Source organism: Agrobacterium sp. 5Ca50, assembly GCF_055381905.1.
On sequence record NZ_AP026439.1, the window covers coordinates 428,500 to 454,753 of the forward strand.

General features: G+C 55.8%; 26 protein-coding genes. 15 read left to right on the top strand and 11 right to left on the bottom strand.

The features are described from left to right. The first annotated feature begins 53 nt into the window (after nt 1-53). A complete protein-coding gene (locus ACZ5FM_RS19570; protein WP_464041000.1) occupies nt 54-974 on the top strand; it encodes a LysR family transcriptional regulator in 921 nt (306 codons plus the stop codon). Between the two features lie 5 nt (nt 975-979). Here ACZ5FM_RS19570 and ACZ5FM_RS19575 read toward each other — a convergent pair whose 3' ends face one another. Continuing rightward, nucleotides 980-1,339, bottom strand: coding sequence for a winged helix-turn-helix transcriptional regulator (locus tag ACZ5FM_RS19575; protein WP_250984552.1), 360 nt, complete (start codon nt 1,337-1,339; stop codon nt 980-982). Between the two features lie 100 nt (nt 1,340-1,439). Here ACZ5FM_RS19575 and ACZ5FM_RS19580 point away from each other — a divergent pair, with 100 nt between their 5' ends. Beyond that, the gene (locus ACZ5FM_RS19580) at nt 1,440-2,189 is read left to right on the top strand and encodes an SDR family oxidoreductase (RefSeq protein WP_464041001.1); all 750 of its coding nucleotides are present in this window, start codon (nt 1,440-1,442) and stop codon (nt 2,187-2,189) included. Between the two features lie 73 nt (nt 2,190-2,262). On the opposite strand, the gene ACZ5FM_RS19585 is transcribed toward ACZ5FM_RS19580, so the two are convergent. Next, nucleotides 2,263-3,018 (bottom strand): alpha/beta fold hydrolase, encoded by a 756-nt coding sequence (locus ACZ5FM_RS19585; RefSeq protein ID WP_312949600.1) that lies wholly within the window; start codon nt 3,016-3,018, stop codon nt 2,263-2,265. Between the two features lie 40 nt (nt 3,019-3,058). After that, nucleotides 3,059-4,834 (bottom strand): cytochrome c biogenesis protein DipZ, encoded by a 1,776-nt coding sequence (locus ACZ5FM_RS19590; protein WP_464041002.1) that lies wholly within the window; start codon nt 4,832-4,834, stop codon nt 3,059-3,061. 236 nt (nt 4,835-5,070) lie between these two features. Between ACZ5FM_RS19590 and ACZ5FM_RS19595 the strand changes: the two genes are divergently transcribed. The 5 genes from ACZ5FM_RS19595 (at nt 5,071) to ACZ5FM_RS19615 (ending at nt 8,996) form a co-directional block, all read left to right on the top strand. Then, on the top strand, nt 5,071-6,129 hold the full coding sequence (locus ACZ5FM_RS19595; RefSeq protein WP_464041003.1) for an alpha/beta fold hydrolase: 1,059 nt from the start codon (nt 5,071-5,073) through the stop codon (nt 6,127-6,129). Nucleotides 6,130-6,210: 81 nt separating this feature from the next. Then, nucleotides 6,211-6,951 (top strand): response regulator, encoded by a 741-nt coding sequence (locus ACZ5FM_RS19600; protein ID WP_464041004.1) that lies wholly within the window; start codon nt 6,211-6,213, stop codon nt 6,949-6,951. After that, on the top strand, nt 6,948-8,291 hold the full coding sequence (locus ACZ5FM_RS19605) for a sensor histidine kinase (protein ID WP_464041005.1): 1,344 nt from the start codon (nt 6,948-6,950) through the stop codon (nt 8,289-8,291). Before ACZ5FM_RS19600 ends, ACZ5FM_RS19605 begins: the two co-directional genes overlap by 4 nt. Before the next feature lie 153 nt (nt 8,292-8,444). Next, nucleotides 8,445-8,861, top strand: coding sequence for an organic hydroperoxide resistance protein (locus tag ACZ5FM_RS19610; protein ID WP_259148836.1), 417 nt, complete (start codon nt 8,445-8,447; stop codon nt 8,859-8,861). A 12-nt stretch (nt 8,862-8,873) separates the two neighbouring features. Continuing rightward, complete coding sequence (locus ACZ5FM_RS19615; protein WP_464041006.1) at nt 8,874-8,996, top strand: hypothetical protein; 123 nt, start codon at nt 8,874-8,876, stop codon at nt 8,994-8,996. 48 nt (nt 8,997-9,044) lie between these two features. Here ACZ5FM_RS19615 and ACZ5FM_RS19620 read toward each other — a convergent pair whose 3' ends face one another. After that, nucleotides 9,045-9,977 carry a LysR family transcriptional regulator gene (locus tag ACZ5FM_RS19620; RefSeq protein WP_464041007.1) on the bottom strand — a complete coding sequence of 311 codons (933 nt, stop codon included), beginning with the start codon at nt 9,975-9,977 and terminating at the stop codon, nt 9,045-9,047. Between the two features lie 96 nt (nt 9,978-10,073). On the opposite strand from ACZ5FM_RS19620, the gene ACZ5FM_RS19625 reads away from it, so the two are divergent. Further along, nucleotides 10,074-11,498 (top strand): aldehyde dehydrogenase family protein, encoded by a 1,425-nt coding sequence (locus ACZ5FM_RS19625; protein ID WP_464041008.1) that lies wholly within the window; start codon nt 10,074-10,076, stop codon nt 11,496-11,498. 70 nt (nt 11,499-11,568) lie between these two features. On the opposite strand, the gene ACZ5FM_RS19630 is transcribed toward ACZ5FM_RS19625, so the two are convergent. From ACZ5FM_RS19630 to ACZ5FM_RS19660, 7 genes are all read right to left on the bottom strand, one after another. Next, nucleotides 11,569-12,369: an ABC transporter permease gene (locus ACZ5FM_RS19630; protein ID WP_464041009.1), complete on the bottom strand. Its 801-nt coding sequence runs from the start codon at nt 12,367-12,369 to the stop codon at nt 11,569-11,571. Then, nucleotides 12,366-13,202: an ABC transporter permease gene (locus tag ACZ5FM_RS19635; RefSeq protein ID WP_464041010.1), complete on the bottom strand. Its 837-nt coding sequence runs from the start codon at nt 13,200-13,202 to the stop codon at nt 12,366-12,368. The genes ACZ5FM_RS19630 and ACZ5FM_RS19635 overlap by 4 nt, the downstream gene beginning before the upstream one ends. After that, on the bottom strand, nt 13,199-14,323 hold the full coding sequence (locus ACZ5FM_RS19640; RefSeq protein ID WP_464041011.1) for an ABC transporter ATP-binding protein: 1,125 nt from the start codon (nt 14,321-14,323) through the stop codon (nt 13,199-13,201). Before ACZ5FM_RS19640 ends, ACZ5FM_RS19635 begins: the two co-directional genes overlap by 4 nt. Beyond that, entirely contained in the window at nt 14,290-15,375 is a 1,086-nt protein-coding gene (locus ACZ5FM_RS19645) for an ABC transporter substrate-binding protein (protein WP_464041012.1), read from the bottom strand. Before ACZ5FM_RS19645 ends, ACZ5FM_RS19640 begins: the two co-directional genes overlap by 34 nt. Before the next feature lie 24 nt (nt 15,376-15,399). Then, entirely contained in the window at nt 15,400-15,825 is a 426-nt protein-coding gene (locus ACZ5FM_RS19650; protein ID WP_464041013.1) for an OsmC family protein, read from the bottom strand. A gap of 5 nt (nt 15,826-15,830) precedes the next feature. After that, nucleotides 15,831-17,129 carry an LLM class flavin-dependent oxidoreductase gene (locus tag ACZ5FM_RS19655; protein ID WP_464041014.1) on the bottom strand — a complete coding sequence of 433 codons (1,299 nt, stop codon included), beginning with the start codon at nt 17,127-17,129 and terminating at the stop codon, nt 15,831-15,833. A gap of 478 nt (nt 17,130-17,607) precedes the next feature. Further along, nucleotides 17,608-18,360, bottom strand: a complete 753-nt coding sequence (locus ACZ5FM_RS19660; protein WP_250984568.1) for a FadR/GntR family transcriptional regulator — start codon at nt 18,358-18,360, stop codon at nt 17,608-17,610. Between the two features lie 459 nt (nt 18,361-18,819). Between ACZ5FM_RS19660 and ACZ5FM_RS19665 the strand changes: the two genes are divergently transcribed. The 7 genes from ACZ5FM_RS19665 (at nt 18,820) to ACZ5FM_RS19695 (ending at nt 26,214) form a co-directional block, all read left to right on the top strand. Then, nucleotides 18,820-19,293, top strand: coding sequence for a RidA family protein (locus ACZ5FM_RS19665; protein ID WP_250984569.1), 474 nt, complete (start codon nt 18,820-18,822; stop codon nt 19,291-19,293). 21 nt (nt 19,294-19,314) lie between these two features. After that, on the top strand, nt 19,315-20,070 hold the full coding sequence (locus ACZ5FM_RS19670) for an amino acid ABC transporter ATP-binding protein (RefSeq protein ID WP_464041015.1): 756 nt from the start codon (nt 19,315-19,317) through the stop codon (nt 20,068-20,070). Nucleotides 20,071-20,080: 10 nt separating this feature from the next. Next, a complete protein-coding gene (locus tag ACZ5FM_RS19675; RefSeq protein WP_192489668.1) occupies nt 20,081-20,749 on the top strand; it encodes an amino acid ABC transporter permease in 669 nt (222 codons plus the stop codon). Between the two features lie 9 nt (nt 20,750-20,758). Then, nucleotides 20,759-21,409: an amino acid ABC transporter permease gene (locus ACZ5FM_RS19680; protein ID WP_060725904.1), complete on the top strand. Its 651-nt coding sequence runs from the start codon at nt 20,759-20,761 to the stop codon at nt 21,407-21,409. Between the two features lie 39 nt (nt 21,410-21,448). Then, nucleotides 21,449-22,294 (top strand): transporter substrate-binding domain-containing protein, encoded by an 846-nt coding sequence (locus tag ACZ5FM_RS19685; RefSeq protein WP_192489667.1) that lies wholly within the window; start codon nt 21,449-21,451, stop codon nt 22,292-22,294. A gap of 177 nt (nt 22,295-22,471) precedes the next feature. Then, complete coding sequence (locus ACZ5FM_RS19690) at nt 22,472-24,562, top strand: hydantoinase/oxoprolinase family protein (protein WP_464041016.1); 2,091 nt, start codon at nt 22,472-22,474, stop codon at nt 24,560-24,562. A gap of 14 nt (nt 24,563-24,576) precedes the next feature. Further along, entirely contained in the window at nt 24,577-26,214 is a 1,638-nt protein-coding gene (locus tag ACZ5FM_RS19695) for a hydantoinase B/oxoprolinase family protein (protein WP_464041017.1), read from the top strand. Nucleotides 26,215-26,254 lie beyond the last annotated feature (40 nt).

Sequence of the window (26,254 nt, forward strand, 5' to 3'; positions counted from 1 at the left end):
AAAAGCGCATAATTTTCCTTCGATTGACGAACAAAATTCGCTAATAGACTGCCATGCGACATCAATCTGGCGACGATATTGGCGTGTTTCTCATGGTCTGCGAGGCGGGCAGCTTCGTCGCGGCCTCGCTTCGTTTAAGGCTCTCGGCGTCGGCTGTGGCAAAGGCCATCGGCAGGTTGGAAAGCCGCCTGGGCATTCGGCTGTTTCAGCGCACGACACGCGTCCTTAACCTGACGGCGGAAGGTGTGGTTTATCGCGATGTATGTTTACGGGCACGCAGCGAAATAGTGCGCGCTGAAGTGGCCATCGCCGGACTTGCGCATGAACCGGCCGGTATGCTTCACGTCAGCCTGCCGCCGCTCTTCGGGGCAAAAATTATCGCACCGGTGCTCTATGCGCTCTGCCGAGAATGGCCAAACCTTGATTTCAGTATTTCAACATCGACGGAACCGAGCAATCTCCTGGATGGCACGACGGATCTTGCTGTCAGAATTGGCGAGATACCCGATGTCAGCGGCCTGAACGCTCGATCTTTGGGGCTGCAGCAAATCGTTCTATGCGGTTCGCCCAGCTATTTCGAGACACGACCCATGCCACAAAGTGTAGCGGATCTCGAGGATCACGATGTGATCGCAGCGCCGCGTCAGGGCAAACCCGCACCGTGGCAATTTCACAGTCTCGACGGGGAAATGGTGAGCTGGCACCCCAAGGCGCGCCTTGTGCTTGATGGGAGTCTGTTGACACATTCGGCGATCTGCGACGGGCAGGGGCTTGGCCTTTTGCCACGCTGGCTGGTACGAGATGAGTTGGCCAGCGGTCGGCTGGTCTCCTTGATGGACGATAGGATCGCCGGACATCTGCCGATTCATGCAATCTGGCCTGCATCTCCTGTTATGTTGCCTCGCCTGCGGGTCGCCATTGATGCCATCGTGGCGGTGACACGGCCTCTCTTGAAGGATGGCACACTGGGTTGATAGTGCTAAGCGTCAACTTCCTCGCTAATCGTCGTGCGGATCGATGGACCGTGTGTGGTCATCCAGACGGCTAGAGAATCCAGCGTTGGTTTCAGTGTGCGGCCAAGTTCCGTGATTTCATATTCGACTCTTGGCGGCATTTCCGGATAGACCGTGCGTTTCACCAAGCCCTGTTTTTCGAATAGCCTGAGGTGACGGGTCAGTTCCTTCTGGGTGACGGGCGTCGCTGCACGTTGCAGGGTGCCAAAACGCACCGGCCGGTTTTCAACAATAAGGCGATAAAGCACGGGGATTGCCCATTTGCCGGAGATGAGATTGACGAAATCAACCATTGGGCACCGTACACCTTGTTCAATTTGCTCCATGCGTTTTTTCATTTTTTTCCTTTAGTAGCAATTTGGTGCCTACTATACAAAAGATACTAAAGCCCTGACAATCGTCTCGCATCAAAAAAGGAGACATATTATGGGACGCCTTGCAGGCAAACACGCGCTGATAACCGGTGGGACCAGCGGCATTGCGCTGGAAACGGCGCGCCAATTCCTGAAGGAGGGAGCAAAGGTTGCCATCACCGGCCGCTCAGTCGAACGGCTGGAGGACGCAAAACGTCAATTGGGTGCCGATGTCATCGCAATTGCCAACGAGGCGGGTGATATCGCGGCACAACGTCAACTCGCAGCGCAATTGAGTGAGGCATGGCCAGTCCTCGATGTGGTGTTCATCAATGCGGGCGATGTGACACACCGTCCGCTGGAAGACTGGGACGAGGCAACCTATGACGCCTTGTTCGCCACCAATCTGAAGGGGCCGTTTTTCCTCGTTCAGGCACTTTTACCGCTGTTGAAGGCTCCGGCTTCGGTCATTCTCTGCGGCTCGGTTTCCGCTCATATCGGCTTGTCGCAGTCCAGCGCCTATGCCGCAAGCAAGGCTGGCCTTCTGTCACTGGCGCGGACCTTGTCCGGCGAGTTCAAAGACAGGGGTATCAGGGTCAATGGATTGAGCCCCGGTCCAACCGAAACACCTGCCCTTGGCAAGCTTGGTCTGGAAAGTGACGCGGAAGAAGCGTTGCGCCGTGAAATCCGGCAATTGGTGCCAATCGGTCGTCTGGGCACGCCACTGGAACTTGCCAAGGCCGCAGTATTCCTTGCATCCGATGAAGCATCCTTTGTTGTCGGCACGGAACTGCTGGTCGATGGCGGGGTCGGAAATCTCTAGCGAGCAATCCATTCAGCCGCCCTCTCGTGAGGGCGGCTGGCATAGGGAACCAAGACGCTGGGTACGCTGGCTTTTATTTTGAAGACTGGCGTGCCGCAGCCTCAATCACATCTGCAACTTTTTCCGGTTGCGAGGCAAAGACCGCGTGGCTTGCTGTTATTTCGGTAATCGCACTGCCTGCACGTTTGGCCATGTCACGCTCAAGCTCGGGATTGATTGAACGATCCTGCGTCGCGACGATCGCCCAGCTGCTCTTGGCCTTCCAGGCAGGGTCACCGATCTTGGCAGAGAAGGATTGTTTGGATGCAAAAACCTGCGCCTTTGCCATAAAAGCCGTTTCATCCTGAGGAAGGTCCGCCGCAAAGTCTTTCGCGAAAGCTGCCGGGTCGAGATAGAGATACTGACCGTCGGGTGTCTCGCGGATATTCATGCCCGAAGATGGCTTGGAACTTGCCAGCGACAACAGGCTTTCGCCTTTGTCCGGTTGAAAGGCTGCCACGTAAACCAGGCCAGCCACCTTGTTGTTATGTCCCGCTTCGGTAATGACCACGCCACCATAGCTGTGGCCGACCAGCAGGGTCGGTCCATCTTGCATGTCAAGCACCCGGTTGGTTGCAGCAATATCGTCGGCCAGCGAGGTGATTGGTTGCTGGACAATCGTGACATTAAACCCCCGCTTTTCGAGAATTTCAGTTGCCTTCTTCCAGCCTGACCCATCGGCAAGGGCGCCATGGACGACAACAATGTTTTTAACGTCGGCTGCATGGGCGGCAAAAGCGGCAAGGCTGGCGACGAAGGCCACTGCGATTGTGGAAATAGAACGCTGCATGGTGAAGTTTCCTTTTTGAGAATGGGTTACGGGGCAGGCATCAGCCGAATGTGAAGGCGTAGGCTTCCACACCGGGATCAAGGAAGCGGATTTCGAATTTGCGGGTTGTTACGTCGCCGGATTGGCGAATAAGCTGATAAAGTCTTGTCGAACTGACCGTGCCGTAACCGTCGGCATCAATGTCTGCACCATGGTGTGCACCCGGTGCTTTGCCATCAATGGTGACCTGGAAACGGATGGGTTTGCCGGCCTCACCGGAACCGAGGACAAGATGCAGGTCACGGGCGCTGAAGCGGGAGACGATCTTGTCATCCGGCTTGTTCGATACGGCCTGTTCCGGGTCGATGGTCCATGTGCCGGCCAGACCCCATTGGTTGAGATCAGGGTCGTCGACAGAATAATCAGTGGCGACGCCCGGCTCGACGGTTTCCGGTGAGACAAAACCGGTCGCGCGTTGATAACCGAGATAGGTTTCGCCAGAGCGGATATTCTTGAGATCTGGGCTTGCCTCAGCCCCCTGTGCGGCAGGGTTGACTGGTGTGCTTGCCTGCATGTTGCTGCCGGCTTCGTGGATCAGATCTTGAATCGCCTGTTCCGTTTGGCGGTAGTTTCCTTCGCCAAAGTGGTGGTACCGGATCTGACCATTTGCATCGATCAGGTAATGGGCCGGCCAATAGTTGTTTTCGAAGGCACGCCAGATCTTGTAGTTGTTATCAATTGCAACGGGATAATCGATCTTGAAGTCGCCAACCGCTTTGCGGACGTTGTCGATCTTCTTTTCAAAAGCAAATTCCGGCGCATGAACGCCAATGACGACAAGCCCCTGATCCTTGTATTTTTCTGCCCAGGCGCGGACAAAGGGAACGGTGCGAATGCAGTTGATGCAGGAGTAGGTCCAGAAGTCGACAAGGACGACCTTACCGCGTAATTGCTCCGAGGTAAGCGGTGGCGAGTTCAGCCATTCAACCGCGCCGTTAAACGATGGCGCGCGACCTTCAACCGGCAGATTGGCCCGAAATGGCTTGGTCAGGTCCACCGGTGCCACGAGCGTGCCATTGCTTGCCACGTCAAACGAGCTGGAACCGTCTGTTTTGGGATGAACGCTGTCAAGGATGGCTTGTTCGAAGGCAGATGTACTGGCATAGGAAAGCCGTGCGAGTAGGCCGGTATCGAGACCAAGGGCAATCACCCCGACACCTGCCAGAACAGCAACACCCAAAGCCTGGCGAATGCGTTCGCTGACCCCAAGAGAATTCTTGAGAGTGGCGAAGACTTTACCGCCGAGCGAAAGCGCAAGACCAAGAGATGTGGCAGCACCTGCCGCATAGGCAGCCAGCAGGAAGGTCGTTTCAAGATTGGCGCCTTTGAGAGCTGCTCCGGTCAGCACAAGTCCAAGGATAGGCCCGGCGCAGGGCGCCCATAATAGACCGGTTGCAACACCGAGAATGAGTGCACTGACAGGAGAGCTTGCCGAGCCGGGTTTGCCACGGGCATTGATAAGCCGGTTTCCAAGATCGACAACAGGCCGTGTGATGACAGCCGCAATCTGTGGCGACAGCAGGCTTACGCCGAAAATCGCCAGCAAGCCTATGGCGGCAAGCCGCCCGTATTCATTCGCATGGATTGCCCAGCTGCCACCAACGGCTGCCAGCGTTGCCACAAGCGCAAAGGTTACCGCCATGCCTGCGAGCATCGGCAATGTATCGCGCAGAAATGGCTGCCCGGTGCGGGCAAAGATGAAGGGAAGAATGGGCAGGATGCATGGGCTGAGAATGGTCAGCGCTCCGCCCAGATAGGCAATGATAAGAAGCGTCATCGTCGTCTCCTTGAAACGTGGAGCTGGTGTGATGTCATGATCGTAAAACCAGCGATGACGCCAATGTGGTCGTCACGACGTATCCCGCATGTGTCCGGTCGCCCTGCAAAATGTATCGAATTGTATCTGGGGCCCTAAAAGCTACATGCTCATGCAATTTCGGTCGTCAACGACACACCGGAGATACATGGCACGGGCTTTCTCTTGATCGTGATTATGCAAATCGGAGAAAGCTCATGAGCAATGAAATCAATCTCAATCGCCGTCACTTTTTCGGTGTCGCCGCAATGGCTGCCGCTGCCGTCGAGCTCGGCGTTCCCGTCTTGGCAAAGGCTGAAGCCGCAGTCGCACCGCCGCAAACGGCGATGAGTGCCGCAACAAAGGCGGATGGCCATACAGAATTTGCGGCCTTGAAGCAGATTGACGCTGGCGTTCTCAAAGTCGGTTACGCGGAGGCAGGTCCCGCTGACGGTCCCGCGGTTTTACTGCTGCATGGATGGCCCTATGACATCTACAGCTATGTCGATGTCGCGCCAATTCTGGCATTGGCAGGCTACCGGGTAATCGTACCTTACTTGCGTGGATACGGGACAACCCGGTTCCTTTCCGGCGATACGCCGCGCAACGGCCAGCAATCGGCTCTCGCTGTGGATATGATTGCACTTCTGGATGCACTTGATATCGAGACGGCAATTGTTGCCGGTTACGACTGGGGTGCGCGCACCGCTGATATCATGGCGGCCCTCTGGCCTGAACGCTGCAAGGGGCTGGTGTCTGTCAGCGGCTATCTCATTGGCAGTCAGGATATAAACAAGAAGCCGCTAGCGCCTGCGGCCGAACTATCATGGTGGTATCAGTTTTATTTTGCGACAGAACGGGGTCGCGCCGGTTATGCGGCCAACACCCATGATTTCGTACGGCTGATCTGGAAGACAGCCTCTCCAACGTGGGCGTTTGACGATGCGACTTTTGATCGCTCAAGCCCGGCTTTCGACAATCCTGATCATGTTGATATCACCATCCATAACTATCGCTGGCGGCTGGGACTGGTGGAGGGTGAAGCACAGTACGATGCCTATGAGCAGCGGCTTGCCAAACTGCCTGTTATCACCGTCCCGACCATCACCATGGAAGGTGATGCCAACGGTGCGCCCCATCCTGACCCATCTGTATATGCGGCGAGATTTTCGGGCAGGTATGAACACCGCAATATCACTGGTGGCATAGGCCATAACCTGCCGCAGGAAGCACCACAGGCATTTGCGCAGGCGGTTCTCGACATTGGCAAGTTTTAGGAGCCAATATCTTTTCTTGTCAGAGTAGATTACGCATGCGGTATAGCACCGCGTGCCAGCCCCAAGACGTTGAAGACATTCATGGAACACATAGACCACATTCTGGTCGTCGATGACGACCGTGACATCCGCGAACTGGTTTCGAGCTATCTGATAAAGAACGGATTGCGCACAACGGTGGCCGCTGACGGGCGGCAGATGCGGACATTTCTCGATAACAACACCGTCGATCTGATCGTGCTCGATGTCATGATGCCGGGCGACGACGGGCTTGTTCTGTGTCGTGAACTGCGGGCTGGCAAACACAAGGCGACACCGGTGTTGATGCTGACTGCCCGCGATGACGAGATGGACCGGATCATCGGGTTGGAAATGGGGGCAGATGACTATCTGCCCAAACCGTTTGCTGCGCGTGAACTTCTTGCCCGCATCAAAGCGGTTTTGCGCCGGACACGAATGTTGCCGCCAAATCTGCAAATCAGCGAAGCAGGGCGTCTGTTGACCTTTGGTAACTGGCGTCTGGATACGGTCGGCCGCCATTTGCTTGACGGAGAAGGAACGGAAATTGCGCTCAGCGGTGCGGAATACCGTTTGCTGAGGGTATTTATCGATCACCCGCAGCGGGTACTCAATCGCGATCAACTGCTGAACCTGACACAAGGTCGCGATGCCGAACTGTTCGACCGTTCGATCGATCTTCTCGTCAGCCGGTTGCGGCAGAGATTGGGCGATGATGCGCGTGAGCCAACCTACATCAAGACCGTCCGGGCGGAAGGCTATGTCTTTGCCGTCCCGGTCGAAATTTCGGAAGCCAGGACATGACCAGCGTTGGCAAAATCGATGCTGCAAAAAACGGGGCTGACCGCCAAGGCTGGTGGCCCGGTACGTTGCGATCAAGGCTTTTCATCATTCTGTTTGCCGGTCTGGCGATCGCCTACAGTCTTTCTTTCAGCATTCTGTTCATTGAACGCTACATGTCGGCCAAGGCTGTGATGCTCGGCACACTGGAAAGCGATCTGGCAACATCTATTGCCGTTATCGACCGCTTGCCAGCGGATGAGAGACCACAATGGATTGACCGGCTCAGCCGCGGAAATTACCGTCTCGTGCTGGGGCCGGGTCTTGCCGGCATACCAGACATGTCAGGCCGTGCTGCGGAAATCGCCGAGCGGATCGAAGAGGCGGCCGGCCACCGGTTTCCGCTGACGGTTGAGGCAATTCCCGGTGATGACAAAAGGCTGCAGGGGCATGTTGTCCTGTCTGATGGTTCGCAGTTGACGATCGATGTCACGCCGCGCGGTGTCATGCCGATAGCCAGCTGGCTTCCTTATGTGTTCGCCATCCAGATGGCATTGCTGATACTGTGCACGTGGTTTGCGGTGCGTCAGGCGATCCGTCCGCTTGCGGATCTCGCGGCCGCTGCCGATGCGGTTGATCCCGGCAAACAAGGCGCGCCGATGAGTGAGACTGGCCCTGCCGAAGTCGCACGGGCGGGGCGTGCCTTTAACGCCATGCGAGACCGGATTGCCCACCATCTGGAAGAACGCGTGCAAATTCTGGCGGCGATTTCGCACGACCTGCAAACACCGATTACCCGGATGCGCCTGCGGGCCGAAATGGCGGACGATACGCCTGAAAAAGACAAGCTGGTCGGTGATCTCAGTGAAATCGAACGACTGGTGCAGGACGGTATTGCCTATGCACGCAGTTCGCATGGCAATGCTGAAAAGCTGTCGCGGATCGATCTTTCTTCGTTCATCGACAGCATCGCCTACGACTATCAGGACACCGGCAAGGCAGTCCGCGTCATCGATCTTGTCAAAGGCACGGTGGCTACCAAACCACATGCGTTGCGGCGGATACTCACAAATTTCATCGACAATGCGATCAAGTTTTCCGGGGCCGCCGAAATCAGCGTGATACAGGGCAATCACGGGGAAACGGTTATCAGCGTTCTCGATCGTGGTCCGGGTATTCCCGAGGATATGCTGGAGGCTGCCATGCAGCCGTTTTTCCGATTGGAGCAATCCCGCAATCGCGAGACTGGCGGGACGGGGCTTGGTCTGGCGATCGCCCAGCAGCTTTCAGTGGCAATTGGTGGTTCGGTGCGTTTGTACAATCGTGATGGTGGCGGATTGGTTGCGGAACTCACGCTCGACTGAGCGCCCCGATCATTGAATAAAGCCTTGGAATTGTACGTCAAAGTATCTCGCGCTCCCGGCCCTACAATAGCTTACATTTCAATGATTTTCTGAAACACGCAGGATACGTCGATCCGTCAAAACACGCCTTGTCAGCAACAAAGGAGTGTTTCCATGACCCAGATTGAAAAGGTTCTCTATACCGGCAAGACCCACACCACAGGTGGTCGTGATGGATTTGTCCGTAGCGATGATGCACAGCTTGATGTGAAGCTGTCGCCACCGGGAACCTCAAAACCCGGCACCAATCCGGAGCAACTGTTCGCAGCTGGCTGGTCGGCCTGCTTTATCGGAGCAATGGGGCTGGCTGCGGCCAAGCGAAAGTTGCGTCTTCCCGAGGGAACGGCTGTCGATGCCGAGGTTGATCTCGGGATGACCGGTGATGCCTATTTTCTGCAGGCACGTCTCAATATCAGCCTGCCGGGCCTGGAGGCTGAACTGGCGCGGGCGCTCGTTGAGGAGGCGCATCAGAATTGTCCCTATTCCAAGGCAACACGCGGCAATATCAACGTAGAGCTCAAGCTGATTTGAAGGGAGGGCGACATGCGAAAGATGGTCATTCTGGCTGTTGTGGCGTCGGTGTTTGCCGCACCGTGCATCTATGACATTGCCTCGACAGAACCTTCAGCGCTCGCAGGTCTGTTCAGCCTTGCCATGGCCTATTGAACACAAGAAAGAAAGCGTCTCTTGCCGGTGGGCCAAGAGACGCTGCATTTAACCGCGACCAAGCGATGCCGATGTCGTGAGGCTGCCTTTGCGTGAGTACTCACGTGCAAGGTCGATAAATGCCCGCAGCTTTTGCGGAACGTGCCGACGGCCCGGGTAATAAAGGCAGAGAGCGGGCGTGGGCGGTGTCCAATCGCTAAGAACGATCTGCAGATCGCCGCTGTCCAGATGGGGTGAGATCGCGCGTTCCGACAGATAGGCAATACCTGCACCGCTGAGCGCGGCGTCAAGCATCAAGCCACTTTCATCCAGTACCATGCGTCCAGGTACATCAAGCGCATGGCGTTCATTGCCCTTGGAAAATTCCCAGCGATAAATGCGACCGCTTGCCATGCGCGCGCGAATGCACTCATGCATCAGCAGGTCTTTGGGATGGTGAGGTATGCCACGCTGTTTGACGTAATCTGTCGAGGCAACGACGACCTCGCGCATGTCAGGAATGATGGGCACCGCGATCATGTCTGGTGGTATGCGATCTTCCAACCGGATGCCGGCGTCACATCCGTTGGCGATGACATCCACCAGTTCCGAATCCGTGACGATCTCGACATGCATGCGCTGAAACCGTCTGAGATATTCGAGCACCAGAGGCTGGAGAATGAATCGCGCGGCACCCAGTGCCATGTTCAGACGCAACACACCTGACGGTTCTGCCACATGCTCTCCGGCATTTTCAAGCGCACCTTCAATTGCAGCCAATGCCGGGGCAATTGTCTCGATGAACTGCTCGCCGGCTGCGGTCAGCACCACACTGCGGGTGGTACGGTTGAACAGGCGAACGCCCATACGCTCTTCAAGACCCGCAACTGCGTGACTAAGGCCCGACGAGGATACGCCAAGTTCCCGCGCTGCTGCCCGGAAACCACCCCTCCGGGCAACGACGGCAACCGCTTCAAGTTCGGCGAGGCTTGCCTTGGTCATTGCGCAATATTCCTCATCAGCCCGTATCTTATTGTGTATCTAATAAGATCGATGACCTCGACGCATATTTCTGTCAACAGCCAAGGAGGCCAAGACATGCGAAACATCGACAAGATTTACATCAACGGTCAATTCGTCACGCCTGAAGGCACTGAGATATTGGAGCTATTCAACCCAGCGACCGAGGAAAAAATCGGAACAGTGAGGCTTGGCAATGCAAATGACACGCGTGCCGCTATCGCTGCCGCCAAACGGGCTTTTCCAGCGATGTCACGCGCGAGCAAGGCAGATCGTATTGCCATGTTGCATCGTTTGAGTGCAGCTGTTCGAGCCCGGACCCCTGACCTGACGGCTGCCATGACCGAGGAATATGGTGCACCCGCCTACTTCACCGGTTTTTCCGTGCAGAACACCGCATCGATTTTCGATGTTATGGCCGAAACGGTCGAGAACTATGCATTTAACAGGCAGGCCGGTTCCAGCGCCGTTAAAATGCTGCCACTGGGTGTCATGGCGGCCATAACCCCGTGGAACAGCAACTTTGGTTTCATTGCCACGAAGCTGGCCCACGCCATTGGTTCAGGTTCCACCGTCGTGATCAAACCTGCCGAACAGAGCGCTATCCAGACCCAGATATTGCTGGAATGCCTGCATGCCGCAGATCTGCCTGCTGGTGTGCTGAATGTTGTAAACGGCCTTGGTCCGGTTGTAGGAGCAGAACTCACCACACATCCTGATGTCGCTTCTGTCAGCTTTACCGGTTCTACTGCTGCTGCAAAAATCATCCAGCGTGCGGCCATTGAGACGATGAAACGGGTTGTTCTGGAGCTAGGCGGAAAGGGGCCGACAATCGTGCTTGACGATGCCGACCTGGATAGAGCGATACCGGTTTCCCTGATGAGCGGCTTTGCCAATAGCGGCCAGGCCTGCGTTGCCGGAACCAGAATATTGATCCCGCTTTCGCGTCGTGACGAGATGCTGGCGCGATTGAAGAGCGAGGCCGAGAAGCTGAAGGTTGGAAAGCCCGGTGACCCGGATGTCAGGATCGGGCCGCTTGTCAATGAACGGCAGTGGCAGCGTATCCAGTCTTATATCGAATTCGGTAAACAGGAAGGTGCGACTGTTTTGACAGGTGGCGAGGGGCGCCCGGACGGGATGAGCAGAGGATGGTTTGTTCGCCCGACAATCTTTGCCGATGTAACAAACGACATGAGGATCGCCCGCGAGGAGATATTCGGGCCTGTTCTGAGCGTCATTACTTACCGCGATGACGACGAAGCAATCGAGATCGCCAATGATTCTGATTATGGCTTGCAGGCCTATGTGCTTTCCTCCGACACAACCCGCGCGCTGGCTGTTGCTGACCGGTTGATCTCCGGCCGGGTGATTATCAACGGTGCGCCGCATGATCCTCACGCGCCGTTCGGCGGCTTCAAGCAATCGGGCATTGGTCGCGAAATTGGCGCTTATGGTCTGGATGAGTTTTTGGAGCCGCGCGCCATTCTGGTTCAAACGGCGTAACTATTCAAAAAAACAGGCCTGCCGATGGTTGGACGATCGGCAGGCCTGTCAGTTCCGATCGGGACGCGGCTTATGAATTGCCGAAAATCTTTTTCCAGAATTGGCCATTCGTCAGAAACAGGCCGAGCAGGATGAACACAAATGTGACGGCAATCATCAGGCTGGAGACCGCGGCAATTGTCGGATCCTGTTGGAATTCAAGGTAATGATAGAGCGCAACGGGAAGTGTCTTAACTGCGGGCTGAACCACAAATAGCGTTGTTTCCACCTCGTCAAAGGATGTGATGAAGCAGAAGAACGATGCGGACAGCAACGCCACGCGCATTTGCGGCAGGGTCACCAGAAAGAACGCACGAACCGGTCCGGCGCCCAAATCGCGGGCCGCTTCTTCCAGTTTGGGATCGACATCCTCAAGAGCGGCGAGGAAGATGATCACCACAAATGGGACCACAAGAATGACATGCGCAAGCGCGATGCCCGGTAGAGTGCCAAACAGTTGCGAGCGTGTCGTGACAAACAGGATGAATAGACCAAACCCTAGCACCACGCGTGGTACGACGAGCGGCGCAAGCAGTACGGAGCGAAGGACTTCGCGCCCCCGGAAACGGAACCGCGAAATGGCGTAGGCGGCGGGTATGCCGATCATCACGATGACGAGGGTTGCAAGTATAGCGACCGCCAGAGAACGCCACAGGCCTGTGATAAAGCCCTGATTGGCAAGCGCCTTTTGAAACCACGCCAAAGTCAGGCCGGGTGGCGGCCAGGCATTATAGGCGCTGACATTAAATGCATTGATGATCACGACAATAATAGGCGCGGCCATGAAGACTAGCGTTGCGCCGAGAATGATGTTGAGGACGGCGCGTTTCAACGGGGCGCTCCTTCATAACGGAACAACCGTCCGAGGCGACGAAGGCTGAAAAGAACAAGAACGGTGATACCAAGCAGCGTGAGACTTTGGACCGCGGCCAGTGCCCAGTCGAGACTGCCGATATTGTCATAGATCAGCCGCGGCAGTGTCAGCACACGTCCTCCGCCCAAAATGGAAGGTGTGACGAAGGCAGAGGCGGCGAGCGCAAATACGATCTCGATCGCCGAGAGAATGCCGGGAAGCGTCAATGGGAAGATGACACGCAGCAATACCTGCACGGGGTTCGCCCCCAGATCTCTCGCCGCTTCGATGCCACTGGGTGGCAACTGATTGATGGAACTTAACAGCGGCAGAACCGCAAATGGCAACATCACATGCACCATGGCAATCAGCGCGCCAAAATCATTCAGCATCAGTCGAAACGGGCCAAGGCCAGCAATACCAAGCATGGAGTTCACCAGCCCTTGGCTGGAGAGCAGAACGATCCAGCCGTAGGCCCGCACAATCACGCTCATCAACAGAGGTGTGAAAAGAACAGTGAAGGCAATGCCGCGGGCCAGCGGTGATTTCAGTTGGTTGAGTGCAAAGGCAACCGGGTAACCGATGAGGAGGCAGAAAAATGTCACACGGGCTGCCAACCACAGGGTGGTCCAGATGACCTTCCACGAAAACGGGTCGGTGATGAACCGTGCCCAGACTTCCAGCCCGATAGCTTGCCTGCCGGAGAAGCCAAAGCCGATGACCAACGCCAGACTGGCGATAAACGGCAGTGCCACCAGCACAACGACCGGTGAGATCAGCAGCAGCCAGGGTGAGCGCTCTCGGAGGGTCATTTCGATGATGTCTCTGCCGGCGAGCGATTGAGCAAGATTGCGGCGTCATTTTCCCAGCGCAGACCAACCTGTTGACCGGCTTCGGGCAGTGCACCTGAGGGGGCAAGTGCCGAAACGTTCAGCTCGTCGCCACCGGGCAGGCCGAATGTGTAGAGAACCGTCGTTCCCTGAAACAAAGTGCGCAACAGTGGAAGGCTGAGTTTGGCGTCTTGTTGTGTGGCGAGATGTAACCGTTCAGGGCGAATGGAAAGCAGCACCTTGTCACCGACGGCCAGTGTTTCCTGGCCGATCAGCACGAAAGTCAGCCCTTGCGCCGAAACGTGTGCTTCATTGCCGTTTTTGGCTGTCACTTCGCCGCTCAGAACATTGGTCTGCCCCATGAAGCGGGCGACAAATTCGGAGGCAGGGCGGTGAAAGAGCGCCAGTGGTGTATCAACCTGTTCAAAACGCCCGGCATTCATCACAGCGACGCGGTCAGACATCGCAAGTGCTTCCTGTTGATTGTGGGTGACGTACACAAAAGTGGTGCCGGAGGCGCGTTGAATGCGAACCAGTTCCTGCTGCATGTGCAATTGCAGCTGCAGGTCCAGAGCGCCCAAGGGTTCGTCAAGCAACAACACCGCAGGATCATTGACCAGCGCACGGGCGATAGCCACACGCTGTTGCTGGCCGCCTGACAATTGGGAAATGGCGCGCTGTCCGTATCCTTCAAGCTTTACGGTTTCCAGAATAGCAGAGACGCGGTTGCGTATCTCATGTTTTGACGTGCGTTTGAGCTTCAGCCCGAAGGCGATGTTATCAAAAACACTCAAATGAGGAAAAAGGGCAAGCTTCTGGAACACCATATTGGTCGGCCGGCGCTCCACGGGAACACCGATGACCGACTTGCCGCGGATGGTGATTTCACCTTCTGTCGGTGCTTCCAGACCCGCGATCATGCGAAGTGTCGTGGTCTTGCCGCATCCCGATGGCCCCAACAGGGAGAAGAACTCTCCCTGACGGATATCGAGGTTCAAAGGTTCAACGACGGTCTGGTCGCCAAACTTTTTGCCGACATTGCTTAGGCGTATGTCGATGGCTGCTGCCGTCACGACAGGTTCGCTTTCACGCGGCGGTTCCACTGGTCGAGCCAACCCGCATGGTTTGCAGCGATCTTCGCGTAATCCAGTCTCAGGGCCTTGGCGAGTTGCTCGCTGGAGACGGCCGGATCATTGGCTAGTTCTTCTGGCAGACCACTATTATCTTTCAGGACAGGTACAACTGAGGCAGTGACCGCATAATCGATGATGTTTTCGCGTGTCAGGCTTTCATTGATCAGGTTGCGGCCGACGCGCAGCTGATCATCCGTGCTGCCGTTCAACAGCTGGAAACCTTCAGGGAACAGGATCTGCCCTTCCTCCGGGATCGCATAACCGAATGGTGCGCCTTCCTTGATCCAAGGCAGGACGATACCTCGGAAGTGCGGTGCAATCCAGACTTCGCCACTTGCCAGAAGCTGCTGGATCTGGGCGTTTGAGTTAAACAGCGAATGGATGTGGCCGGACTTGGCGGCTTCTTCGTAAATCTTCAGCGCAGGTTCAATGTCATCGATGCTGCCGCCGTTGGCATAGGCGGTTGCAAGCACGCCATTACCCGTCCAGAATCCATCGAAGGTTGCGACACGACCGTGATACTTGGGGTCGAACAGGTCTTTCCAGGACTTCGGTGGTTCCTTGACCTTTTCGGCATTGTAGATGATGCCGCCGAGGTCGATCCACGGGAATGCGCCGACGTCGTTTGGCAGGCGAAAGTCGTCGTGGATATTGTCGAGGTTCTCTACGTCGGCAGCATTGAGTGCCACCCATGCATCTTCGGCAAGGCCACGTGCGGTGTTTTCGAGGTTGAAGAAACCGACATTGATCGGTGGAGGGCTGCCTGCCTTGCGGGCGGCTACAATGGTGTTGAGCACCGCATTGGATGAGCCCGGTGCAACGGTGATGCTGACGCCGGGATTGGCAGCCTGAAATGCGCTTGCAACCTTTTGCGGTACGATTTCCTGCGCGCCTGTCCAGACCTGTTGCTGGATCTGAACATTATCGGCGGCGAAAACGCTGGACTTACCAGCCAGTGTCAGTGCGGCGGCTGAGGCGCCTGCGGCACCTAGAAAATGACGACGTGAAAGCGTGTGGGTCATGGATTTTACCCTGCGTTGGGGAGATTATTGGGGGCGGGAGAAAACAGTAATGTCGAGCGCTTTCGTTGCGGTCAGCGCCTGATAGATCGAGCAATTATCGAGGTAGAGCTGGCGTAGACGGTTGGCCTCGGTCTGATCGATACCTTCGATTGCGACGTCGAGATGGAGCGAGCCGAGGTTTGTCTGACCCTCGACCCGCTGGAAACGGGCATCAATATGCACATTTCGAAATGCGGGCAGATCAGGCTCAATTGCGCCTCTGAAAACGTTCAATGCACAGGTGACGAGCGCGCCACCAATCAGGTGCGAGGTGCCTGCTGCCTGTCCGCGACCACCTTTGCCAGCGGTTGCGTCGGTCACGATCTGGAAGCTGTCATTGCCGATCAGAAAGCGGCCCGGAATATGGGTTGTCGCACCTTCAATCTGCACATCGGTGATAATCGTGCTCATTGTATTCAACCTCTGAAACGGTCACGCAGCGTTCCGGCTGCATAGTCTGTACGGAACTGCCCGCGTTTTTGCAGGATCGGCAGAACCTCATTGATGAAGATGTCGAGTGGTTCGTCGTAATAGGGCAGGGACAGGTTGAAGCCGTCGACGGCACCCGTTTCCCACCAGTGTCCCAGACGGTCGGCTAGCTGCTCGGGCGTGCCGACGAAATAGCCGCCGTCATTGCTGCCTTCGAGATGTTTGGCAATGTCGCGCAGCGTGTAGTTCTTGTTCTTGATCAGACGCAGGATTTGTTCGTAGCGGCTTCTTAGGCCCTGAACCTGATCCGGCTCTGGCAAAAGCTCATGCGGGATGGGTTCATCGGGTCCAATCTCAGACAGTTCCAGTCCAAACCAACTGCGCATCGACCCATAGACGTGATCGACTGTTGACAGTTCATGCAGCTCTTGCGCGATGTTTTTGGCTGCCTGCTCAGTGTCTGCCAGTACGGGGCAAAGGGCTGCCAGAACGGAGATTGCGTTACGCGGCCGTCCGGAACGTTCTGTTGCTTCCCTGATCTGTTTGGTGAACGCCAGCGTCTGGTCAAAGTCGTCGCCTGGTGCGTAAATCGCGTCCGCATAGGCACCGGCAAATTTCTGGCCGCTGGCTGATGCGCCAGCCTGAACGAGCAGAGGGTGGCCCTGTGGTGGTCGCGGGCTGGTCAGCGGGCCGCGTACATCAAAATAGGGCCCCTTGTGATCAATGGCGTGAACCTTGTCATAATCGACCAGTGTTCCCTGAGCCTTGTTTCTGACGAGAGCATCTGCTTCCCAGCTGTCCCACAGCTTTCGCACCACATCGACAAATTCTGCAGCACGATCATACCGCGTCGCATGTTCGGGGTTCGGGCGGTCTCCGAAGTTTGCTGCTGATTCCGGATGGAATGTCGTGACAATGTTCCAGGCCGCGCGACCTTTCGAAATGTGGTCGAGGCTTGCGAATGCGCGGGCGACGCTGAAGGGGTCCGAATAGGTTGTCGATGCCGTGGCGATGAGACCAATATGTTTTGTGGAGACAGCCAGCGCCGAGAGAAGTGTCAAAGGCTCAAAGAGCCAACTCAACCCTTTCCAAGGGTGATTGATGACCGAGAGACCGTCGGCAATGAACAGCGAGTCGAATTTGGCCGCCTCAACCTTGCGGGCGATCTCAATGTAATAATCAATGTCGAGAATTTCATTGATGCGGTTTTTAGGGTGCCGCCATCCGGACAAGTGATTGCCCTGTAACCGCATAAAAAGGTTGAGGTGGATTTCCCGCTGGGTCATCTGTTTGCCTGCACTGCTCGTCTGCAACAAAAAATAGAACTGGTACTTCGGGTGTCGGTTCTGTGTTCCAGCTCACGCCCATGCATCGCAGGCGATGAAGTTTTCAACGCGCCTCAGTTTTGTGTAACTGTATGAAAATAAGTAATTATTTTCCGATTTCGGAGTGTCTGGAAACGGACGTCTGTCCCGCTCATCTTATGTAATTAAAATCTATCAAATTTATAGGTAATATAATCTAATATCCCGACGACAATGAGAATTTCTTTGCAAACCAACGCGTGGGGAAGCGTGAATCATGAAGGGGAGGTCACAGGTCGTGCGCGGTTGCAACGGACGTTTGATGGCGGGTTGTGCACATTGGCGGAAATTCCCTTCAGGAACTTCCGGTTCTGCCGACTGCTTTCATCGGGAGACAGCCTTGGCCATGCATGGCTCTATCGCCAGCTATGGGTCGTTAAACAGAGAGCCTGCGCTTCGCTCAGTCTTCCCGCGCGACATTGCTGAGCGGCGAGGTGGTGCCATCTGAAAATCCGCGATAGCGCAAATGGCTGCGGTTCAGATGGGCGCGCATGGCTTCTCGCGCTTTTTCCGAAATGCCGGAGCTGATTGCCTCGCAGATGGCGCGGTGTTCGACAACGGTGTTTTGAATGTAATCCGGGGTAATCAGTGCAGGATTGAGTTGTCTCGAAAAGGCTGGCTGCGGCAGGATTTGCAGGCTCATCAGACTGAAAAATTCGATAAAGGCGCCGTTATTCGTCGCTTCGGCAATCGAGCGATGGAAAATGAAATCGAGATGGTCGAGTGCGCTTTCATCTTCCAGCGATGCTTCGAACTGGCGCGCGGCATTCCAGATGTTCGATTCCTGCGCCCATGAACGGCGGGTAGCGGCCAGGCCGGCTGCATGAACCTCGAAGGCCATTCTTAATTCCAGGAGATCCATGAATGAAGTTTTCAGGCGCGCAAATGGAGCGAGCGCTACGTCTGCATCGAATGTATCCGGTTCGCTCTCAGCCACTCGGGGCGCTTGCCGGACAAACACGCCAACCCCGTGCCGTGATTCCACCACGCCGTCGGATCGCAACGCCGAGACGGCTTCACGGATGACTGTTCTACTGACGCCGAACTGCTGTGATAAGTCATTGAGTGAACCCAGCTTGAAACCACTTTCAAACTGGCTTTCGCTTATGTGGGTTTTCAACGCCTGTATGGTTCGGCCCGTCAGAGTATCCAAAGTTCGCAGTTCCTGTATCGCTTATGTTTTGCGGTAAAATCTCACTTCTGTCGGCAAGGTATCACTACTTGGCCAAGTGATGCTACCTCTTTGGTCAATTTTCGCTTTTTAAGTGTGCGCACTCTGAGGTTGAGATGGCGGCTGTACGGTATATTTGGACGATAATTTGGCTTTTATTTTTAAAAAAAATTTGTATTGCCGCACAATGTCAGAAAATTCAGAGATGAGATAGCACTAATAAAAATAATTAAAAACATACTGTTAGAGATATTTAATGGATTTAATTTTCAAGAGATAGTATCTCTTTGTTTGTTGTTGACAAGAGGTACTATTTCAATAATGCTCTACCTCAGAACAAGTGAGCTTACGACCAGTCAGATGTAACAAGACGGTTGGCGATTGGCTCCGGGAACGTGGTCCGCGCACACTGCGCGTTCAAAATTAAAATGGAAAGCTGCTATGGGTGCCGTCTCCGCACGTCTCACAGAGCTGGGCATCGTATTGCCGTCGATTGCCCCGGCTTCAGGTAATTACATTTCGCACCGAGTGGCGGGAAGTCTGCTGTTCGTTTCGGGTCAGATACCCAGAATAGATGGCGTCGAGCATTTTGTCGGCGTTGTCGGTCAGGATATTTCGCCCGGCGACGGTTATCAGGCCGCCCGGCTTTGCGCACTCAATGTCATAGCGCGTGTCAACGCTGCGCTGGACGGGGATCTAGACCGGGTGGTTGCCTGTGTCCAGCTTCGCGGCTTCGTCAATGCGCCACCTGATTTCAAAGGGCATCCGGCCGTCGTTGATGGTGCTTCCGATCTTCTTGTCGAGATATTTGGAGACAAGGGCCGTCATGTCCGCACCGCACTTGGCGCGGGATCTCTGCCGCGCGGATCATCTGTCGAGATTGATGCCATATTTGAAATCGCACCTAACGCCTGACAACAAAAAGGGGAACTGGCCATGAACGGGACCAGCATGTCGGAAAAAGCCATAGAGATGACCGGCGTCAACAAGTGGTATGGCACGCTCCAGGTGCTGAAGGGCATCGACCTCAATGTCGCACGGGGCGAACATATCGTTTTGTGTGGCCCCTCTGGATCGGGAAAGTCGACTTTGATCCGCTGTATCAACCACCTTGAGGAAATCCAGCAGGGCAAGATTGCCGTTAATGGCAACGAACTCAGCCAGAAAGGTAACAACGCAGACCATATCCGCCGTGATGTCGGCATGGTTTTCCAACAGTTCAATCTGTTTCCGCATCTAACCGTTCTTGAAAACTGCATGCTGGCGCAGCGTCGCGTTCGCAAAACGCCGGTTGCCGAGGCGAGGGACAAGGCAATGCGTCATCTGGAGCGCGTCCATATTGCCGAACAGGCCAAAAAATTCCCGGCCCAGCTTTCCGGCGGACAACAACAGCGCGTCGCCATCGCCCGGGCATTGTGCATGGATCCCAAGATCATGCTGTTTGATGAGCCGACGTCAGCTCTTGACCCGGAAATGGTCAAGGAAGTGCTTGATACGATGGTATCGCTGGCCGATGACGGCATCACCATGATCTGCGTTACTCACGAAATGGGATTTGCGCGCGCTGTTGCCCACCGGGTGATTTTCATGGACCGCGGCGAGATCATCGAAAGCGCCAAACCGGACACGTTCTTCAGCAATCCGGCCCATGAGCGTACCAGAACGTTCCTCAGCCAGATCCTCAACCACTGAGGAGTGACCGATGAATTATACGTTTGATTTTACCCCTGTATTTGCTGCCTGGCCGATGCTCGCGGACGGCATCATCGGCACATTGAAGATGTCGTCGTTGTCGATGGTGTTCGGTTTGAGCCTTGGCATCGTCTTCATGTCCATGCGGATGAGTAAGACGCCCGTGCTGCGCACCATCGCCATTGGCTACATCGAACTGATCCGCAACACGCCAATTCTCGTGCAGGTATTCTTTGTGTTCTTCGGCATGCCAGCACTGGGCATCCGGTTAAGCGGAGAGCAGGCGGCGATCCTAGCCATGACACTGAACTGTGCGGCCTATGCCGCGGAGATTGTTCGCGGCGGTGTGCAGTCCATTCGTCCTGGCCAGATCGAGGCGGGCAGAGCGCTTGGTTTGCACACGGTGGACATTTACCGCTTCGTTGTGTTTCGGCCTGCCATCCGTGCTGTTTATCCGGCGCTGTGCAGCCAGTTTATCCTGATGATGCTGAACTCCAGTCTGATGTCATCGGTGTCGGCGGAAGAACTGACCTATTTCGCCCAGACGCTGGACTCCCAGACCTTCCGCAGTTTCGAGATCTATCTCACCCTCGGTGCCATTTATCTTGCGCTGTCGCAGTTCTTTTCCATCGCTCTCGGCGCCATTGGCCGAGTGTATTTCTCCTATCCTGTAAAGTGAGGCAGTGCGATGATCCGTCAATTTGGTTGGGGAGAGTTCCTGTTCTTGCTGGAGGGCGCGCGTTGGACGGTAGTCCTGTCGCTTCTTGCCTTCACAGCTGGAGGCGCGCTCGGACTGGCAGTCGCACTTGGACGTACCAGCAAATGGAAATGGCTGCGTATTTTGATGGCGACCTACATCCAGATATTCCAGGGTACGCCGCTGCTCGTGCAACTGTTCTTCGTGTATTTCGGCCTGCCGCTGGTCGGCATTAAGGTGGATGTCTGGGTGGCGCTGACCATTGGTCTTTCGCTGCACACCAGCGCCTTTCTCGGTGAAATCTGGCGCGGCAGCATTCAGGCGGTTCCTGATGGGCAGAGCGAGGCCGCGCGTGCGCTTGGTATTGGTTACGTACACCGCATGGTCGATATTGTACTGCCGCAGGCCTTCCGGATCGGCCTGCCAGCCACCATCAGCTTCCTGGTCAATCTGATCAAGGGAACGGCGCTGGCAGCACTTCTTGGCCTGACCGAGCTTACCCGCTCTGGACAGCTAATGGCCAACATCACGTTTCAGCCGCTGCAGGTCTATGGGGCTGTTGCACTCATCTACTTCTTCATCTGCATACCACTGACCTATTGCAGTGCACGGATCGAAAGGCGCCTGAACGCCGCTCGGTAACACAAGAACGCATGACAAAAACCAACCAGAGGTGACACTATGTTCAATACAGCATTCACTCTTTCGCGTTCCAAAGCCCTCGGCGGATTGACTGCCGTCCTTCTTGCCGCGACCTCATTTGCGACGTCGGCACTGGCTGTGACGCCGGAAGAAATCAAGGCCAAAGGCACCGCGACCATTGGCGTACAGATGGACCAGTTCCCCTGGGGCTTTATTGATCCAAAGGGTCAGAACGACGGCTTCGATATCGAGATTGCCAACATGATTGCCAAGGAACTTGGTGTTGAGGTGAAATTCGAGCGCATCACCGGCCAGAACCGTATTCCGCTGCTGGTCAACGGCAATGTCGACTTCCTGGTACCGTCGATGACGATTACCGAGGAACGCGCCAAGGTCATCCAGTATGTCATTCCTTATTCATCGAATGACATCACGGTCTGGGGCAAGAAAGATGCTGACATCAAGGCGAACGAGGATCTCGGCAAGTTCGTGATCGGCGTTAACCGCGGCAGTGCTTTTGAACCACTGCTGGTCAAGGTTGCGCCTCCAGACACCCAGATCAAACGTTTTGACGATGACGCAACAACCGTGCAGGCGCTGCTTTCTGGCCAGGTCGATGCCATTCTTGGCAGCGTGACATACGGTATTGTTATCAAGCAGGCCGGTTACGATGCGCAATTCGACCGCAAGTACAAGGTCGCAGACAATTTCCAGGGCATGGCAGTGCGCAAAGGCGATCAGGAATTGCTGGATTATCTGACGGACTTTGTCACCCGCCACACGGCAGACGGCACGCTGGATGCCGCCTACAAAAAATGGATCGGGGTTGATCGGGCCAAGTTGCCAACGACCCTGCCGGGTGTCGATTTCACCGGCAAACAGTAACGCTGAATTTCTGCGCGGTCGCTGCGGCCGCCGCGCAGAACACCTCAATATCAACAATTCAAGAGCTTTTGGCCTCCACCTGATTGTGTGGGTGGGGGAACGGCGGACGCACGTCAAAAATTGAACGTCCCGCGCCCGGCACAACCAGCAGCTCGCTTACGGAGCATGAGTTATAAAATGGCGAAAGATGGCAAGCAGATCAGGGTCGGTGTCGATATCGGTGGCACCTTCACCGACGTTGCGATGGAGGTAGGCATCACGCTCCATTCGATCAAAGTGTTGACCGATTACTCCTATCCCGAAAACGCGATCGTCAAGGGTATCCGACAGGTGGCGGAGGTGGCGGGTGTCGAGCTTTCCGAGATCGATACGATCATCCACGGCACCACGCTGGCGACCAACGCATTGATTGAACGACGTGGCGCGCGCACGGCCTTCATCACCACCAAGGGCTTCCGTGACGTCATCGAAATGCGCACCGAAAGCCGTTTCGAACAATATGATCTCAATATTGTTCTGCCGGCGCCGCTCGTGCCAAGAAACGAACGTTTTGTCATCGATGAACGTATCGGTGCAGATGGCTCGGTGCTCAAGGCACTGGATATCGCCGAAGTGGACGCGCTGTGTGACCGCATCATTGCAGCTGGTTACGAGAGCGTCGCGATCGGTTTCATCCACTCCTATCTGAATGGCGAGCATGAAAAGGTCGTTCGCGAACGCCTACTTGCCAAAAAGCCGGATATTTCGGTGTCGATCTCGTCTGAGGTCTCGCCGCAGATGCGCGAATTCCAGCGTTTCAACACGGTTTGCGCCAATGCTTTCGTCAAGCCTCTGATGGCGTCTTACCTAAACCGCCTTGTTGGCCGGTTGACCGAAGAAGGCACGCGCTGCCCGGTCTTCATGATCCATTCCGGTGGCGGTATCATCAGCGTCGAAAGTGCAGTTGAATTCCCAGTGCGCTTGCTTGAATCCGGACCGGCTGGTGGCGCGATTTTTGCAGCCCATATTGCCAGCAGCTATGGTCTCGATCAGGTTCTGTCCTACGACATGGGCGGTACAACCGCGAAGATTTGCCTGATTGAAAAACAGACACCGAAAACATCGAAAACCTTTGAAGTCGCCCGTACATGGCGCTTCAAGAAGGGCAGCGGCATGCCGATTTCCATTCCGGTTATCGAAATGGTCGAAATCGGTGCCGGTGGTGGCTCTATCGCTACCATCGACAGCATGCGCCAGATCCGTGTTGGGCCGCACAGTGCGGGTTCCGAGCCAGGCCCTGCCTGCTACGGTCGTGGCGGTGCAAACCCGACGGTAACCGACGCTGACCTTATCCTTGGTCGTCTTGACCCGGATGAATTTGCCGGTGGCGCCATGAAATTGGACCGCCCGGCCTCTGACAAAGCCATGGACACCGACATTGCCTCCAAACTTGAAACGGACATCGCAACGGCTGCTTACGGTCTCAGCGAAGTTGTTGATGAAAACATGAGCAATGCCGCGCGTATGCATGCGGTGGAAAACGGCAAGGAACTCTCCGAGTTCACCATGATTGCCTTTGGTGGTGCAGCACCAATTCATGCGGCACGGCTGTGTGAAAAGCTCGGCATGTCGGATCTACTGATCCCGCCTGGTGCCGGTGTTGGTTCGGCTATCGGCTTCCTGCGTGCGCCTTTCGGTTTCGAATCCGTTCGCAGTGCTTACAGCCGTCTCAGCCGATTTGAGGCCAAGGCGATCAACCAGACGATCTCCGACCTGATTGCCGAAGCCACTTCCTTCGTTCGTTCCGGTGCTCCAGATGCCGATCCGGCACTCGAATGCACGGCTTACATGCGTTACGTCGGTCAGGGATGGGAAGTGCCTGTCACCATCGAAGTCCGTGATTACGCCGACACAGACGATAAGCTGTTCCGTGACCTGTTTGATGAACAATATGAACAGTTCTTCGGCCGTGTCATTGACGGTCTGGATGTCGAGATCGTTAGCTGGTCGCTGCGTGCAACGTCAAAAGTCACGCCTCCCGGCCGTATTGGCAAGACTGAAAAGGCTGCCAGCGCCAAAACCAGCGGTGTGCGTAAAATCTTCGATGTGCAGGAAGGCAGCTTCCAGAAAGCCTCGATTGTGTCGCGCAGCGACATGAAGGCCGGCGACTGGGTCTCAGGACCTGCCGTCATCACCGAACGCGAAACCTCGACCATTATCACCGCAAGCCGCGAAGTCATCATGCAAGCTGACGGATGCCTGCTCGTACGCGTCAAGCAAAGCGCTTGAACGGAGGATTACCCATGAAAACCAATGCACTTTCCGAAGTCCACATGCAGATCATGTGGAACCGTCTGATCTCCGTTGTTGAAGAACAGGCTGTCACCCTTATTCGTACCGCTTTCAGCACCAGTGTGCGTGAATCGGGTGACTTGTCTGCCGGTGTGTTCAACCGTGGCGGCAAGATGATTGCCCAGGCTGTGACCGGTACGCCCGGCCACGTCAACGCCATGGCCGAGGCGGTTGGTCACTTCATCCGCGATATTGGCCCTGAAAACATTTTCGAAGGTGATGTCTACATCACCAACGATCCCTGGAAGGGGACGGGCCACCTGCACGACTTCACCGTCGTGTCGCCCAGCTTTCGCCATGGGGCGCTGGTGGGTTACTTCGCTTGCACCGCCCACGTTGTGGACGTGGGTGGTCGCGGTTTCGGACCGGATGCCAACGAAGTTTACGAAGAAGGTATCTTCGTACCGATCATGAAATTTGCCGAACGTGGCAAGGTCAACAAGGATCTGGTCAACATCCTGCACAACAATGTGCGTGAAAGCCATCAGGTGGTGGGTGACGTCTATTCGCTGGCAGCCTGCAACGAAATCGGCCATCGCCGTCTGATGGACATGATGGAAGAGTTTGAGCTTGATGATCTGGAGACGCTTGGCGAATTCATCTTCAAGCGCAGCTATGACGCGACGATCGAGCGTATTGCGGCGCTGCCAAAGGGCTCCTATTCAAACGTGATGCGCGTCGACGGTTACGGCTCGCCAATCGACATTGCCGTGCGTCTTGATGTTGCAGACGATCATATTCTTGCGGATTTCGAGGGCACATCACCGCCTAGCCCAAAGGGTATCAATTGCCCGATCATCTATTCGGCAGCCTATGCCTGCTATGGTATGAAATGCTCGATTGCGCCTGAAATCCCTAACAACCACGCTTCGCTGCTGCCATTCCGTATGACGGCACCGACCAACTGCATTCTGAACGCTCAGCACCCGGCGCCAGTATCGGTTCGCCACGTTCTCGGTCACCTGGTGCCGGACGCCGTACTCGGTGCGGTTCACAAGATGCTGCCGGGGCAGGTTCCGGCAGAAGGTGCCGGCGCCCTGTGGAACCTGCATGTCAGCGTACGGCCATTGCAGGGTGAGCATGCACCAGCCGACGGCGGTCAGCGCGCAGAAGTCCTGCTGTTCAACAGTGGTGGTGCTGGCGCCCGCTCGACACTTGATGGTCTGAGTGCCACCGCCTTCCCAAGTGGTGTCCATTCTATGTCGATCGAGGCGACCGAGCATGTTGGTCCGGTTATCTTCTGGCGCAAGGAATTGCGGGATGGTTCCGGCGGTGCCGGCCAGTTCCGTGGTGGCCTCGGTCAGGTTGTCGAGATATCCCCAACCGATGGGCATGAAATGCACTTCAACGCGATGTTTGACCGCGTCGATCATCCACCACGGGGTCGTGAAGGCGGTGAAAATGGTGCAGCCGGCGCCGTTCTTCTCGACGACGGAACACGTCTTGCCACCAAGGGTCGTCAGCATGTGCCTGCCGGTCGGCGGTTGATCCTGCAGCTGCCGGGTGGCGGCGGTTACGGTCCGGTTGAGAAGCGCGACGCCGATGCCGCGAAGCGCGACACTGACTTCGACTATGTGATTGCCCAATAACCCTCCCGTAGAAACCGGGCGAGAGGTTCAGCCTCGCCCG

Bases quoted from the DNA above. Each gene is read 5' to 3' on its own strand.
- ACZ5FM_RS19650 (WP_464041013.1), bottom strand. From the start codon at position 15,825: ATGAGCACGATTATCACCGATGTGCAGATTGAAGGTGCGACAACCCAT.
- ACZ5FM_RS19645 (WP_464041012.1), bottom strand. From the start codon at position 15,375: ATGACCCACACGCTTTCACGTCGTCATTTTCTAGGTGCCGCAGGCGCC.
- ACZ5FM_RS19675 (WP_192489668.1), top strand. From the start codon at position 20,081: ATGAATTATACGTTTGATTTTACCCCTGTATTTGCTGCCTGGCCGATG.
- ACZ5FM_RS19595 (WP_464041003.1), top strand. From the start codon at position 5,071: ATGAGCAATGAAATCAATCTCAATCGCCGTCACTTTTTCGGTGTCGCC.
- ACZ5FM_RS19600 (WP_464041004.1), top strand. From the start codon at position 6,211: ATGGAACACATAGACCACATTCTGGTCGTCGATGACGACCGTGACATC.
- ACZ5FM_RS19570 (WP_464041000.1), top strand. From the start codon at position 54: ATGCGACATCAATCTGGCGACGATATTGGCGTGTTTCTCATGGTCTGC.
- ACZ5FM_RS19585 (WP_312949600.1), bottom strand. From the start codon at position 3,018: ATGCAGCGTTCTATTTCCACAATCGCAGTGGCCTTCGTCGCCAGCCTT.
- ACZ5FM_RS19685 (WP_192489667.1), top strand. From the start codon at position 21,449: ATGTTCAATACAGCATTCACTCTTTCGCGTTCCAAAGCCCTCGGCGGA.
- ACZ5FM_RS19670 (WP_464041015.1), top strand. From the start codon at position 19,315: ATGAACGGGACCAGCATGTCGGAAAAAGCCATAGAGATGACCGGCGTC.
- ACZ5FM_RS19580 (WP_464041001.1), top strand. From the start codon at position 1,440: ATGGGACGCCTTGCAGGCAAACACGCGCTGATAACCGGTGGGACCAGC.
- ACZ5FM_RS19680 (WP_060725904.1), top strand. From the start codon at position 20,759: ATGATCCGTCAATTTGGTTGGGGAGAGTTCCTGTTCTTGCTGGAGGGC.
- ACZ5FM_RS19655 (WP_464041014.1), bottom strand. From the start codon at position 17,129: ATGACCCAGCGGGAAATCCACCTCAACCTTTTTATGCGGTTACAGGGC.
- ACZ5FM_RS19665 (WP_250984569.1), top strand. From the start codon at position 18,820: ATGGGTGCCGTCTCCGCACGTCTCACAGAGCTGGGCATCGTATTGCCG.
- ACZ5FM_RS19690 (WP_464041016.1), top strand. From the start codon at position 22,472: ATGGCGAAAGATGGCAAGCAGATCAGGGTCGGTGTCGATATCGGTGGC.
- ACZ5FM_RS19625 (WP_464041008.1), top strand. From the start codon at position 10,074: ATGCGAAACATCGACAAGATTTACATCAACGGTCAATTCGTCACGCCT.
- ACZ5FM_RS19635 (WP_464041010.1), bottom strand. From the start codon at position 13,202: ATGACCCTCCGAGAGCGCTCACCCTGGCTGCTGCTGATCTCACCGGTC.
- ACZ5FM_RS19615 (WP_464041006.1), top strand. From the start codon at position 8,874: ATGCGAAAGATGGTCATTCTGGCTGTTGTGGCGTCGGTGTTTGCCGCA.
- ACZ5FM_RS19620 (WP_464041007.1), bottom strand. From the start codon at position 9,977: ATGACCAAGGCAAGCCTCGCCGAACTTGAAGCGGTTGCCGTCGTTGCC.
- ACZ5FM_RS19610 (WP_259148836.1), top strand. From the start codon at position 8,445: ATGACCCAGATTGAAAAGGTTCTCTATACCGGCAAGACCCACACCACA.
- ACZ5FM_RS19590 (WP_464041002.1), bottom strand. From the start codon at position 4,834: ATGACGCTTCTTATCATTGCCTATCTGGGCGGAGCGCTGACCATTCTC.
- ACZ5FM_RS19695 (WP_464041017.1), top strand. From the start codon at position 24,577: ATGAAAACCAATGCACTTTCCGAAGTCCACATGCAGATCATGTGGAAC.
- ACZ5FM_RS19575 (WP_250984552.1), bottom strand. From the start codon at position 1,339: ATGGAGCAAATTGAACAAGGTGTACGGTGCCCAATGGTTGATTTCGTC.
- ACZ5FM_RS19605 (WP_464041005.1), top strand. From the start codon at position 6,948: ATGACCAGCGTTGGCAAAATCGATGCTGCAAAAAACGGGGCTGACCGC.